At 51.1% G+C, this 13,179-nt stretch carries 17 protein-coding genes; 14 read left to right on the plus strand and 3 right to left on the minus strand.

Annotated elements, in window-relative coordinates; genetic code table 11:
- The first annotated feature begins 22 nt into the window (after positions 1–22).
- Complete coding sequence (locus H6585_13135; GenBank protein MCB9449277.1) at positions 23–1,069, plus strand: hypothetical protein; 1,047 nt, start codon at positions 23–25, stop codon at positions 1,067–1,069.
- Here H6585_13135 and H6585_13140 read toward each other — a convergent pair whose 3' ends face one another.
- Positions 1,070–2,158, minus strand: a complete 1,089-nt coding sequence (locus tag H6585_13140; GenBank protein ID MCB9449278.1) for a 2Fe-2S iron-sulfur cluster binding domain-containing protein — start codon at positions 2,156–2,158, stop codon at positions 1,070–1,072.
- A gap of 295 nt (positions 2,159–2,453) precedes the next feature.
- On the opposite strand from H6585_13140, the gene paaA reads away from it, so the two are divergent.
- The 9 genes from paaA (at position 2,454) to pcaF (ending at position 9,148) form a co-directional block, all read left to right on the plus strand.
- Positions 2,454–3,392, plus strand: a complete 939-nt coding sequence (gene paaA / locus H6585_13145) for a 1,2-phenylacetyl-CoA epoxidase subunit A (GenBank protein ID MCB9449279.1) — start codon at positions 2,454–2,456, stop codon at positions 3,390–3,392.
- A gap of 34 nt (positions 3,393–3,426) precedes the next feature.
- The gene (gene paaB / locus H6585_13150; protein MCB9449280.1) at positions 3,427–3,720 is read left to right on the plus strand and encodes a 1,2-phenylacetyl-CoA epoxidase subunit B; all 294 of its coding nucleotides are present in this window, start codon (positions 3,427–3,429) and stop codon (positions 3,718–3,720) included.
- A 10-nt stretch (positions 3,721–3,730) separates the two neighbouring features.
- Positions 3,731–4,492 (plus strand): phenylacetate-CoA oxygenase subunit PaaC, encoded by a 762-nt coding sequence (paaC, locus tag H6585_13155; GenBank protein ID MCB9449281.1) that lies wholly within the window; start codon positions 3,731–3,733, stop codon positions 4,490–4,492.
- Positions 4,486–4,977 carry a phenylacetate-CoA oxygenase subunit PaaJ gene (gene paaJ / locus H6585_13160; protein ID MCB9449282.1) on the plus strand — a complete coding sequence of 164 codons (492 nt, stop codon included), beginning with the start codon at positions 4,486–4,488 and terminating at the stop codon, positions 4,975–4,977. The genes paaC and paaJ overlap by 7 nt, the downstream gene beginning before the upstream one ends.
- A 162-nt stretch (positions 4,978–5,139) precedes the next feature.
- Positions 5,140–5,517 carry a four helix bundle protein gene (locus H6585_13165; protein MCB9449283.1) on the plus strand — a complete coding sequence of 126 codons (378 nt, stop codon included), beginning with the start codon at positions 5,140–5,142 and terminating at the stop codon, positions 5,515–5,517.
- A 39-nt stretch (positions 5,518–5,556) separates the two neighbouring features.
- Positions 5,557–6,333: a 2-(1,2-epoxy-1,2-dihydrophenyl)acetyl-CoA isomerase gene (locus H6585_13170; protein MCB9449284.1), complete on the plus strand. Its 777-nt coding sequence runs from the start codon at positions 5,557–5,559 to the stop codon at positions 6,331–6,333.
- 13 nt (positions 6,334–6,346) lie between these two features.
- A complete protein-coding gene (locus H6585_13175) occupies positions 6,347–7,504 on the plus strand; it encodes a 3-hydroxybutyryl-CoA dehydrogenase (protein ID MCB9449285.1) in 1,158 nt (385 codons plus the stop codon).
- Positions 7,501–7,923 carry a hydroxyphenylacetyl-CoA thioesterase PaaI gene (gene paaI, locus H6585_13180; GenBank protein MCB9449286.1) on the plus strand — a complete coding sequence of 141 codons (423 nt, stop codon included), beginning with the start codon at positions 7,501–7,503 and terminating at the stop codon, positions 7,921–7,923. Before H6585_13175 ends, paaI begins: the two co-directional genes overlap by 4 nt.
- A gap of 19 nt (positions 7,924–7,942) precedes the next feature.
- Positions 7,943–9,148: a 3-oxoadipyl-CoA thiolase gene (gene pcaF / locus H6585_13185; protein MCB9449287.1), complete on the plus strand. Its 1,206-nt coding sequence runs from the start codon at positions 7,943–7,945 to the stop codon at positions 9,146–9,148.
- Here the strand turns inward: pcaF and corA are convergent, their stop codons facing one another.
- The gene (gene corA / locus H6585_13190) at positions 9,149–10,210 is read right to left on the minus strand and encodes a magnesium/cobalt transporter CorA (protein ID MCB9449288.1); all 1,062 of its coding nucleotides are present in this window, start codon (positions 10,208–10,210) and stop codon (positions 9,149–9,151) included.
- A gap of 71 nt (positions 10,211–10,281) precedes the next feature.
- Here corA and H6585_13195 point away from each other — a divergent pair, with 71 nt between their 5' ends.
- From H6585_13195 to H6585_13210, 4 genes are all read left to right on the plus strand, one after another.
- On the plus strand, positions 10,282–10,860 hold the full coding sequence (locus H6585_13195) for an RNA polymerase sigma factor (protein MCB9449289.1): 579 nt from the start codon (positions 10,282–10,284) through the stop codon (positions 10,858–10,860).
- Between the two features lie 5 nt (positions 10,861–10,865).
- On the plus strand, positions 10,866–11,342 hold the full coding sequence (locus H6585_13200) for a hypothetical protein (GenBank protein MCB9449290.1): 477 nt from the start codon (positions 10,866–10,868) through the stop codon (positions 11,340–11,342).
- 64 nt (positions 11,343–11,406) lie between these two features.
- Positions 11,407–11,631, plus strand: coding sequence for a hypothetical protein (locus H6585_13205; GenBank protein MCB9449291.1), 225 nt, complete (start codon positions 11,407–11,409; stop codon positions 11,629–11,631).
- Between the two features lie 45 nt (positions 11,632–11,676).
- On the plus strand, positions 11,677–12,537 hold the full coding sequence (locus H6585_13210) for a DUF1571 domain-containing protein (GenBank protein ID MCB9449292.1): 861 nt from the start codon (positions 11,677–11,679) through the stop codon (positions 12,535–12,537).
- Positions 12,538–12,540: 3 nt separating this feature from the next.
- Here H6585_13210 and H6585_13215 read toward each other — a convergent pair whose 3' ends face one another.
- Complete coding sequence (locus H6585_13215; protein MCB9449293.1) at positions 12,541–13,167, minus strand: SET domain-containing protein; 627 nt, start codon at positions 13,165–13,167, stop codon at positions 12,541–12,543.
- Positions 13,168–13,179: the final 12 nt, after the last annotated feature.

Consider the following 13,179-nt stretch of genomic DNA (forward strand, 5'->3'; position numbering starts at 1 on the left):
GTAGCCGTTTAATTTGATTGACTTGGCAAAAGTACCAAATAATTTTTCCAGCACCCTACGCTTGTTGCGTACCTTCTCTCCGGCAGGCGTATACCTCTTGATGCTGCTTTTGGTTTCATGTACGCCAGATCGGTTTCATGTTAACGTGGATAACATCGATGTACATGTAAACATAGACAGGTTTGACAAAGACCTGTTTGATACCCTATCAGACAGCGTCCAGGGAAGAATCTCCTACCTGTCGCACAAATACGGAAGCTTTTTTGACATGTTCAGTTTCCGGATCATTGCACCTGCCCGTGGCATTGCAGATCCAGGCTTCTCTTACAACCTTTCTTCGTTCACCACTCATCCCGATATGCGGGAAGCCTACAACCAATGTCAAAAGGTCTTTCCCGACTTATCCTGGCTGGAGAATGAGATGAGCCTGGCTTTCCGTCATTACAAATATTATTTCCCGGAAAAGAATGTGCCCCGTGTGATCGCTTTCATGTCTGGCTTTAATTACTCAGTAGCGGTAGACAGTGATTTCGTGGCAATCGGGTTGGAACGCTACCTCGGTCCGGATTGTGTTTTCTATCCTTCCCTGCAGTACCCGAAGTACATGACCGCCCATATGGACAAGCCCTACATCACACCGGACTGCATGCGTGCCTGGGCTTTGAGTGAATGGCCCCAACAGGGCAAGAAGAATTTCCTGGGGGAGATCATCTACAATGGCAAGCTGCTGTACTTCTTGCGCTCCATGATGCCGGACCTGCCCGATGCCATTTTGTTCCGCTACACCCCCGAAAAACTGGAATGGTGCAACGATCATGAAGCCTATGTCTGGGCTGAACTCATTGATGAGAAACTGCTATTTATTACCGAGGAGAAAAAAATTGTGGAATGGACTTCGGAGGCACCGTTCGTGCAAGGATTCACCCGAGAAGCACCAGATCGTGTCGGCAACTGGGTAGGATACCAGATCGTGAGCGCATACATGGAACGTGAAAACGTGTCACTTGATCAACTGATGGGTGAACAGGATGCGCAAATGATTCTGGAAAAATCGCACTACAAGCCGTGATCAGATCACGTCGTACGTAATCACAACCTTTTCCGTAGCAGGATGCGACTGGCAGGTCAACACATAGCCTTCCGCTACCTCCCCATCCGATAAAGCGAAGTTCTTTTCCATGGTTACCTTGCCCTCCAATACCTGTGCCTTACAGGTACAGCATACGGCACCCTTACACGAAAACGGGGCATCCACACCTGCATCCGATGCGGCGTCCAGGATGGACATTCCGTTGGATGACAATTGAAATGAAAACGGCTCGTCATCCATGATCACGGTTACCTCCGATTCTATCACATCACCGGAAGGCTGAGATTCTCCTGCACTTTCAGCACGTTTGAGGTCTTCCAACACGGCAGTAAAATACTCGATGTGCACCTTATCGTCAGAAACTCCTTCGGCGGCCAGAGCGGTTTTAATATGGTCCATCATCGGTCCCGGGCCACAAATGAAATACGCTTCGTTGCCCGAAGGCCTAACCAGATCGTTGAGTATCTGCGTAGCTTTCTCTACGGACATCATTCCCTGCAACAAGGATGGTGTGCCCGCCGGTGCCTCGTCGTAGACAAAATGAATGTGCAACCGGTCTGCATGCTCGGCAGCCATTTGTTTCAACGCTTCAGCAAAGATCACTGACGCCTCATCCCGGTTGGCATATACCAATGTAATCCGGCTCCGGGGTTCCTTTGCCAGAGCCGACTTCAATATTGAAAACATGGGCGTGATTCCGCTTCCTCCTGCAAACAACACAAAATGACGCTCACGATCGGCTTGCATGGGGGTGTGAAAATTGCCCATCGGGGTCATCACCTCCACCACATCACCCACCTTCACCGATTCATTCAGATAACCGGATACCCTTCCTCCCTGCACCCGTTTGGCCGCAATGCGCCATTCATTTTCCGTATCCGGACTGGAACAAAGAGAATATGACCGGCGCAATTCCTCACCCTTGAAATTGAACTTCAAGGTCAGGTACTGGCCCGGCAAATAAGCATAGGCATCCTTCAGATCCTCCGGTACATCAAATGCCACGGAGACACAATCCGGTGTTTCTCTTCTCACGTCACGAACCTTCAGGGTATGAAATTTGGCCATAGCAGTATTAAAAATTGATGTGGTTATGGGCGATAAAAATAACTTTTACGATGCACATTGAATCCTTTCGGAATCCCTGATGAAAATCATGGGACGGATTCTTATTTAACACATAATTTGCAAATGACAAATATACAAAACATTATGCGCAATAATAGCACATAGCAAAGAATTATATATGTCTCTTTGAGTTAATAGTAAAATTATATACCTTTGAGACAGGATCAAAAATGCATCGGAATCCTTAGCTTAGGAGGGTTCGTATCTAAGGTGAATCTGACTTCATATATATACCATGGAAGAGAATAAAAGACTTGAAGCCTTCCAGGCAAAGATAGACCAGGAAGAAAAAATTGAACCCAAGGACTGGATGCCGGATGAGTACCGCAGGAACCTGATCCGACAGATCTCCCAACACGCGCACTCCGAGATCATCGGCATGCTGCCGGAGGGCAACTGGCTCTCAAGGGCTCCGAGCCTCCGCAGCAAAGTGGTGTTGCTGGCCAAGATCCAGGACGAGGGCGGTCATGGTTTGTACCTGTACAGTGCCACCGAAACCCTGGGCATCACCCGGGAGGAAATGATCGAACAGCTTCACACGGGCAAAGCCAAATATTCGAGCATCTTCAATTATCCTTCGCTGACATGGGCCGATATCGGCGCCATCGGCTGGCTGGTGGACGGTGCCGCCATCGTGAACCAGGTGTCTCTGCAACGTACGTCATACGGACCTTATGCACGGGCGATGGTTCGCATCTGCAAGGAGGAAAGTTTTCATCAACGACAAGGCTACGAGATCATGGCCAAAATGGCCCAGGGTACTGCCGAGCAAAAAGCCATGGCACAAGATGCGCTGAACCGTTGGTGGTGGCCTTCGCTGATGATGTTCGGACCCCACGATGCTGAATCCGCCCACAGCCAGCAATCCATCCAATGGAAAATCAAACGGGAGTCCAATGACGAATTGCGCCAGAAGTTCATCGACAAAACCGTGCAGCAGGCGGAAGTGGTCGGCCTCTCCATTCCCGATCCCAACCTGAAATGGAACGAAGCCCGGGGGCATTATGATTTCGGGGAGATCAACTGGGATGAATTCTGGAACGTGGTAAAAGGCAATGGCCCCTGCAACAAGGAAAGATTGGCCTCACACCAAAAAGCACATGACGACGGCGCGTGGGTGAGAGAAGCCGCCACCGCATACGCCGATAAAAAGAAAAAGAAGGCGGCCGCGTAATCCGGCGGTCCGAACCACATCAACTGAAATTACCATGAGTACACAAGACAACCAATGGCCTCTGTGGGAGGTCTTCATCCAAAGCAAGACCGGGCTTCCCTACAAACATGCCGGAAGCGTACATGCACCCGACGGGGAAATGGCGCTGCAGAATGCCAGGGATACCTATACCCGACGCATGGAAGGCTCCAGCATCTGGGTGGTCCCATCCAGCGCAATCGTGGCTTCCACACCGGAAGATGTAGGATCCTTTTTCGACCCTGCCAACGACAAGGTGTACCGTCATCCGACATTTTACGTCATGCCCGAGGGCGCACAGCACATTTAATCCGATCGCCATGGATACACAACAAGCTTTGTTCACTTACTGTCTGCGTCTCGCCGACAATTCCCTGGTACTCGGCAACCGACTGAGTGAATGGTGTGGTCATGCACCCATTCTCGAAGAAGACCTGGCCCTGGCCAACATCGCATTGGATAAGATCGGTCAGGCAAGAACCCTGTTCCAATATGCCGGAGAAGTGGAAGGCAAAGGCCGATCTGAAGACGACCTGGCCTACCGGAGAAGTGAACGCGAATTCTTCAACACCCTGCTGGCAGAATTACCCAAAGGCGACTTTGCTTTCACCATCGTGAGGCAATTGCTGAACGATACGTTCGACCAGTTGCTGTACCGCGCCTTGTCAAACAGCAAAGACGAAACCCTGAAAGCATTTGCCGTGAAATCCCTGAAGGAGGTTGATTACCATGTACGCCACATCAACCAATGGATGCTGCGCCTCGGCGATGGAACAGAAGAAAGTCACCGGCGCGTTCAACAGGCATTGGATGACCTATGGCCCTATTCCGGCGAGCTGTTTGAAATGGATGAAGTGGATCGGATCATGATTTCCGAAGGCATCGGTGTTGACCTGAATGAACTTCGCGCTCCCTGGAACAAAGCCATTCAGGACATACTCACCGAAGCCACCCTGACCCAACCTGAAGACGGATGGATGCATACCGGCGGGAAACGGGAAGGAAGGCATTCCGAACACCTCGGCTTTATGCTGGCGGAAATGCAGTTCTTACCCAGGGCCTATCCTGACGCCAAGTGGTAAACCCAACCCCGGAATTGATCTGGCAAGTACTATCGGAATTGCCCGACCCCGAGATCCCGGTCATCAGCATCGTGGAGCTCGGTATGGTGCGCGATGTTCAGGTGAATGAAAACGATGTGGTGGTCACCATCACCCCCACCTATTCCGGATGCCCGGCTACCCAGATGATTCGGGACGATATTGAAAGTAAACTCAAGGAAATGGGTGTACAAAGCCCCATCATCCGGACCGTGATTTCTCCCGCCTGGACCACCGACTGGATCACAGATGAAGCAAGAAAAAAACTGATGGATTATGGGATCAGTCCCCCACCGTATGCCACCGAAGACAAGGGAGCGCTCCTCGGCAAACCGAAACACGTGATATGCCCGCATTGCAAATCCGAACATACCCATCTCAAAAGCCAGTTCGGATCAACTCCGTGCAAAGCTTTGTATGTTTGTGATGATTGCCGGGAACCGTTCGATTACTTTAAGTGTATTTAATGATTGTTGGTTATTAGTTGGTAGTTATTGGTTATTGGTAACCGGGAAACATCCAAGTTGAAAAATGAATTTATAAGTATAGTCGATTATAAACAATTAAAAACCGGCTCACACTGGGAGACTACATTAACATTGCAGATTCAGAAACAAACTTCACCTGCTATGGAAAAAGTTTCCTCATACACAGATTTAGAGGTATGGAAAATCAGCCGATCGCTGGTAAGCGACATTTATGAACTTACAACTGGCTTCCCCTCGTCAGAAATGTTTGGCATAACCAATCAAATGCGCAGGTGTGTGGTTTCAATACCCTCTAATATTGCTGAAGGATGCGGCAGACAACAGCCCAAAGATTGCATGCGTTTTTTTTCCATTGCCCGTGGTTCTCTTTATGAACTTGAAACACAATTGTACTTATCATTGGATTTAAAGTTTATTTCATCGCAATCCCTGGTATCAACCATGAATAAAGTTATCACTTGCAAACGATTGTTAAACGGGTTCATCAACTATTACCACCGATTAGCCAATAACCAATAACTACCAACTAATAACCAGTATCCAAAACCACAAACTCAAGTGTACCAACATATCCTCTTCGAAACCCGAAACAACGTCGCCCACCTCACCCTCAACCGCCCTGACGCACTCAATAGTTTTCACACAGGCATGGCAAAGGAGGTGCAGGCCGCACTTGACATATGCGCATCCGATCAGGGCATCCGTGCCGTTTGCCTCACCGGAGCCGGACGTGGATTCTGTGCCGGACAGGATCTTGCAGAAGCCATCGAACCCGGAACCGATCTCGCCGGCATTGTTCGCAACACATACAACCCCATCATCCTGAAAATCCGCCGACTCGAAAAACCAGTGGTATGCGCTGTGAATGGTGTGGCTGCCGGCGCCGGTGCCAACATCGCTTTTGCATGCGACATCACCCTTGCCGCCGAAAGCGCTCCCTTCATCCAATCTTTCGCCAACATCGGACTCATACCAGATAGTGCCGGCACCTATTTTTTACCGCGCCTGGTGGGTTTGCAGAAAGCCACTGCCATGGCCATGCTGGCGGAAAAGATCAAAGCGGGGGAAGCGGCAGACCTGGGGCTCATTTACAAAGCCGTGCCGGACGATCTGCTGATCAACGAAGCCACTGCCCTTGCCGAAAAACTTGCTGGCATGCCCACACGCGGATTGGGGCTCACGAAACGAGCATTCCTGGCCGGCTTTAACAACACACTCGAACAACAACTGGAACTCGAAGAGCAACTGCAGGCGGAAGCCGGAACAACCGCCGATCACAAAGAAGGTGTACAAGCCTTCCTCGAAAAAAGAAAACCTGCATTCAAAGGTGCATAACATGAATACAAAAATCCCCGTCGGCGTTATCGGTGCCGGCACCATGGGAAGCGGCATCGCCCAGGTAGCTGCCACATACGGGCATCCAACCATCCTGTACGACACCCAACCCGAAGCCTTGAAAAAGGCCAGGGAAAGTCTGGATAAAATCCTGCAACGTCTCGCAGAAAAAGGAAAGATCAGCAGCGATGAGGCCGCTGCCATCTCCGGCCGCATCACCTATGCCAGCGACCTGTCGGCATTCCGGTCCTGCGGCATGGTGATCGAAGCCATCGTGGAAAAGCTGGAAGTAAAGCAAACCGTGTTCGCCGAACTGGAACAACATACCGGAGAGCGCTGTATCCTCGCCACCAATACATCCTCCCTTTCCATCACCTCCATCGCCGGCGGATGCACACACCCCGAGCGGGTGATCGGTGTGCATTTTTTCAACCCGGCCCCGCTGATGCCCCTGGTTGAAATCATTCCTGCCCTGCAGACCGGAACTGATGTGGTCACTTTCACACGCCAACTGATCGAAGGATGGAAAAAAACCACGGTGCTTGCAAAAGACACACCGGGCTTTATCGTGAACCGCATCGCACGCCCTTTTTATGGAGAGTCGATCCGGATCTACGAAGAAGGTCTGGCCGATTTCGTCACCATCGACCATGCCCTGAAAGAAGTGGGTGGCTTCCGGATGGGGCCGTTCGAACTGATGGACCTGATCGGCAATGATGTGAACTTCGCCGTGACCGAAACCGTGTTCCGCGAATTTTTCTTCGACCCGCGTTACCGGCCATCCTTCACACAAAAGCGACTCGTGGAAGCTCGGCGGTTCGGAAGAAAATCCGGACATGGGTACTACGATTACCGTGAAGGCGCATCCATGCCCCAACCGGCACAAGACCCTGAACTTGCCAAAACCATCTTTTACCGCGTCGTGGCCATGCTGATCAATGAAGCGACGGATGCGCTCTTCCTGAACATCGCCAGCGCTGAAGACATCGACCTGGCCATGACCCGGGGCGTGAACTATCCGAAGGGATTGCTTCGCTGGGCGGATGAACTCGGAGCAGAGAACGTGCTGAATGTGCTTGAAGATCTCTTCAATATGTATGGTGAGGATCGCTACAGGCCCAGTCCGCTCCTCCGGGTCATGGCGCAACAACAAAAAAACTTTTTCGAATGACACAGCAATCGCAAGGAAGTGCCATTGTAAACAGGATGATGAAAGACGATGCCTTCAGCCGATGGCTGGGCATTGAAGTAATTGAATCAGGTCCGGGCTTGTCCGTATTGCGCATGAAAGTGCGAGCAGAAATGATGAACGGCTTTGGTGTGGGGCACGGCGGGATCACCTTTTCACTGGCCGACAGTGCACTTGCATTTGCATCCAACGCACACGGGCGCCTCAGCCTGGCGCTGGAAGTATCCATTTCATTTCCCACACCGGTGCACGAAGGAGACACACTGACCGCCCACGCGGAAGAACTCAGCCTGACCAACCGCACCGGACTTTACCTGATTACCGTTACCAACCAACACGAGGAAAAAGTGGCGGTATTCAAGGGAACCGTGTATCGCACCAGCAAAGAATGGGAGGTTTGACCGCTCCAAATCAACACATATGAAAGAAGCATTTATCATTGACGCTGTTCGCACCCCGATCGGAAATTTCGGAGGCAGCCTTGCACCGGTTCGTGCCGATGACCTGGCCGCCCACGTGATCCGAGAACTGATGAAACGTCATCCCGACCTTCAGGCAAACGCCATCGACGATGTGATCATGGGATGTGCCAACCAGGCCGGCGAAGACAACCGCAATGTAGCGCGCATGGCCTTGTTGCTTGGCGGACTTCCTTATACCGTGCCCGGCGAAACGGTGAACCGATTGTGTGCATCCGGCATGTCGGCAGTGATACATGCCAACCGTGCCATCAAAGCGGGAGACGGAGATGTGTTCATTGCCGGTGGCGTGGAACACATGACGCGCGGCCCCTGGGTGATTTCCAAGGTATCCAAACCGTGGGGGCGTGACGCGGAAATGCATGACTCAAGCTTCGGATGGCGCTTCGTGAACCCTAAGATGAAAGAAATGTATGGCACCGATGGCATGGGTGAAACCGCCGAAAACCTGTTGGACCTGAAAGCGATTTCCAGGGAAGATCAGGATCGTTTCGCCTACAGGTCGCATCAAAAGGCCCATGCCGCTCGCACATCCGGAAGGCTGGCAAAAGAGATCGCACCGGTGCCGATTCCGCAACGAAAAGGAGATCCGGTGATGTTCGCAGAAGATGAATTCATCAAACCCGAAACTACACCGGAAGTACTTGCACAATTGCGCCCGGCATTCCGGAAAGACGGAAGCGTGACCGCAGGCAATGCCTCCGGTTTGAATGACGGCGCCGCAGCCATGCTGGTTGCGTCGGATGAAGGTGTGAAGCGGTACGGCCTGAAACCGGTTGCGCGCATCGTGGCATCCGGTGTGGCGGGCGTTGAACCACGAATCATGGGCATCGGTCCGGTGAACGCTTCTGCCATCGCCTTGAAACGGGCCAGCCTTACCCTGGCTGACATGGACATCCTGGAACTGAATGAAGCTTTCGCCGCACAAGTGTTATCCTGCACCAGAACCTGGGACATTGACGACGAAGATGACAGGTTGAACCCGAACGGTGGGGCCATCGCAATGGGCCATCCGCTGGGCATGTCGGGCACCCGCATCCTGCAAACCGCTGCACTTCAGCTGCAGGAAACAGGCAAACGCTATGCGCTGGTGACCATGTGCATCGGGGTTGGACAAGGCTACGCAACGATCATTGAGCGCTGCTGATCACATCCACTTCTTGCGTCGGAAATACCAGAGCATGCCAAGGGTAATAGCGATCATGGCCGCCCATGCGACGTAGTACCCGTATCGCAGATGAAGTTCCGGCATGTTGTCGAAGTTCATCCCGTAGATCCCTGCTATGAAGGTAAGAGGTATGAAGATAGACGCCATGATGGTAAGCACCTTCATGATGTTGTTCATCCGGTTGCTTTGCATGGCGTGATAAAGGTCCTGCAGGGATGACAACATTTCCCGGTTGCCTTCCAGTTGATCGATGATTTGAATGGTATGGTCGTACAGATCCCGGAAATACTTCAGGGTGGATTTATCAAGGATGTCATCCCCGCACCGTTCGATGTAACCAACGGCTTCGCGCAGGGGGAAGATGGCCTTCCGCAATTCGATAAACTGGGCTTTCAATCGCTGAATCTCCAACAGTGAATCTGAATCGTCAGCGGTATCCTTCACCAGTTGATCTTCCAGGATTTCCATGCGAAGTGCAATCCTTTCCAGGATTACGAAGTACCTGTCCACCACCGCATCCAGCAGCAGGTATGCCAGGTAGTCGGCTTTGTACTCACGCACCCTTCCCTTTTTGTTGCGGATCCGGTCACGAACGGGTTCGAAAATATCTCCTGGCTTTTCCTGGAATGAAACCAGGTAATTCTTCCCCAGCACAATGCTCACCTGCTCGGCATCGATTTCGTCCTGCTCGTTCATATCGATCATCTTCAGGGTGAAGAAGAGATAACTCTCATACTCCTCGGCCTTGGGTCTGTGATCAATGTTCAACACATCTTCAAGCACCAGCGGGTGGATATCGAATTTTTTTCCCAGGGCTTCGATTCTTTCCACATCGTGGATGCCATCCATGTTCACCCACAGCACACCGCTGGGCGGGACGGAAGGAATTTCACTCAGATCCCCGGTACGGTTCTCACTCAATTGGTCGGGGTCAAACGAAATCCAATGAAGATGCCCTTTGATGTTGGTGTGGGTACCCGTATAGATGAGTGCACCGGGAGGGAGCCCGGGCGCTTTTTTCTGTCTGCGCCTTTTTGACATAATTGATCGGGTGTTGCGAACGAATATAGGAGAAATGTCTTAGTTTTGAATTAGGAAATCATCGCAAGGGCATGAAACCACATCCCGCTCTCACAGATGAAGCCCTGATCAACGGCATCATACAGGGAGAGAACAAGGATCTTTTCAGTGAAATCTATCGTCGTTACCGGGAGAAGGTATCTGACAAGTGCTTTGGAATGACACATAATCGTTCCATAGCCGAAGATCTTACGCAGGATATTTTTGTAAAGACCATGGAAAAGCTGACAGGTTTCCGGAACCAGTCGCAATTTTCCACCTGGCTATACGCCATCACCTATAACCATTGCATTGAGTATTTACGTAAAACCAAACGCATCCGGTTTGACGACTGGGAGTCGGCGCTGGATATACCCGATGAGGTGGAAGACGTGGATGTAAAGATGGTGCTTGAACTGGCCGAAGAAAGACTCACGTTGCTGCTGGAAATGTTGAAACCGGAAGACAAAGCGATCATTGTGATGAAGTTCCATGAGAACATGTCCGTGAAGAGCATCCAGGAAATCCTGCACCTGGCTACTGATAGTGCGGCAAAGATGAAGATCAACCGCGCAAAGAAAAGGCTGGTGGCCCTGTACCAAAAGTTTTATCCTGCACTGAAGGAATCCTGACCCGTATGAGACCCGCTTTACACATCCACCTCCTGAACAAACGCGCCCTGATCGTTGCCGGTCTGCTCGTGGCAATGCACAGTGTAAGTGCTCAGGAATCCATCCCCACGGAAGTTCGCCAGGAGGTATTGCACATGTATCCCGCCATGGAAATCGTGGACGCCTTCGAAGAAGGACAGGACCTGGGTGTGGTGCTGCTGGGCGACGGCCAGCAATACAAGATTGCCTACTTCAATGCAGCGGGGAAGTGGGAATTCACTCGATGGAGCATCGAACGCGACGAAGTGCCGCTGCTGATCCTGGGTGTGCTCGATTCCATCATGCCCGAATTCCGGATCGAATCCATCAACCGGGAACAGGGATCCGAAGTGGTACGCTATGTATTCAATATGTCCGATGGAGCGAAGAACGAATTGGTGGTGCTCTCTTCGGAGGGTGATTTGATTAAGAAGGTGGCTTTGGCAGATCTGGACGAAGAGTAGCGAAAATATTAACATTTCAAATCAAGGATGATTATATTTAGATGTAAACTTTGACTGAGAGGTCATGAACGCAAAAGACAAGAAAAGCAAACCCCAGGATGGGGCAGCCCGGAAAAAAGGCCTGAAAGGTCAGACGCCGGGCAGAAAAGGAGGGTTCCCTAAAAAGTCAAAAGCAGCGGACCCTTTCATGGATGATGAAGATGATGATGATGCGCTTTCACTGGACGTTGACTTCGGGGAAGACAATTTTCTGGAACCCGACGACAGTGATGATGATGACTCCTGGTAGCCTTTCCCCGCCATCGGATCCGGTGGCTCCTAACTTTTTTTTCTCATGAGTTTGCTGCCGGTTGCCCGACGCATGTTGGCGCTTACTTGCCTGGCAATGCTTGCCTTCGTATGGCCTTCATCACAAGCCTCTGAACCTACCGCGCTGTCTGTGATGGAAAGCATGTTCGCCAGGATGGATAGCCTACGGACACTGCAGTTCTACCTTGTCAACTGGGAAAGGATCGAAGGCAAACTCATGTCGGGTGAGCAGCGGGTATGGCTTCAGACCCGTCCTTTCCAGTGCTACATTTACATGATTGCCCCCCAAAGAGGTGCGGAACTGTTATACGCAGGACCCAAAACGGGAGGAGAAGCGATTTACAATCCCAAAGGATTTCCATACATGAAGATCAACCTGGATCCCATGGGTGAAACCATTCGCAAGAACAACCACCACACCATCTTCGAACTCGGATTCCAATACCTGTCGGACATCTTACGTGACCTGAACAACCGTAACATGCTGAATGTGGAACTGGAAGGTGTTCGTGAAGTGGCAGGCAGGAATTGCACGGTGATCAAGGCCACCGTTCCGTCTTTCAAAACCGAGAATCATACGGTTGAAAAATGGGAAACGCTCGTTAGCATCGCACGCAAAAAAAATCTCAGTGAATACATGCTGATGGAAATGAACCCAGATACCGATGACTATGAGGACGTAGAAGCCGGTCAGGTGATAAGGATCCCCTCCGCCTACGCACAATCGTTTGAATTGGCTATAGACAATGAAACACGTGTACCTGTCGAGATATCCGTTTTCGACGCTAAAGGCTTATTCGAAAAATACCTCTACAAAAACGTTCGCATCAATCCCTTCATCCCACCGGCGACTTTTTCCGAGACCAACCTGGGAAGGATCAAATAATACCTATCTGGATACGTGGTGGTGCACACCGTTCTGGGAAGGCAGGCCATGAAATACCATGTTCTCCACCTTCTTGTAACCCGTACCTTTGGCTGCAAAATCCTGTGCCTGCCTGAGTACTTCCGGGGACAACAAGAACATCAGCGGCTGCTCCACCTGCGAAAAGTTTTTCATCGCTTTGCGGATGCGCTGGTTCCAGGTCTTACCCATCACGAGGTAGTCATTCGGATCGATGGTTTTCCGGCAGGCCGGGTCCCCACAATCACATGCCATGGGTTCTTCGATGTTCAGCAGTCCATACTCGCAGGTCAGCTCCTCACCGGGTTGAATGTCCCGAACCGCAATATCAAAGCCCCATGCAGTGCTCATGGTTGACGGATTGCAATGGTGATTCACGTATTTGGCATGATCGGCGCTCAGCACCCTCCTGCCCTTTTCATCACGAAAACTGTAGCGCTCAACGTAAGCTGCATGCCTGGGATCCATGACAATCGGATTGGTGGGTTCAAGCACTATGTCAAGCGGATCCAAAGCAAATACGATGGTACCTGCCGGGATCAAACGGGTGGCCAATACGCCAACTCCAATGTTCTCGCTGATCTGCTTGATTTCGGTATGAGGGTGGATCATGTGTGTTTTTTG

The sequence above is a fragment of the Flavobacteriales bacterium genome (assembly GCA_020635855.1).
In the GTDB taxonomy this organism is placed as follows: Bacteria; Bacteroidota; Bacteroidia; order JACJYZ01; family JACJYZ01; genus JACJYZ01.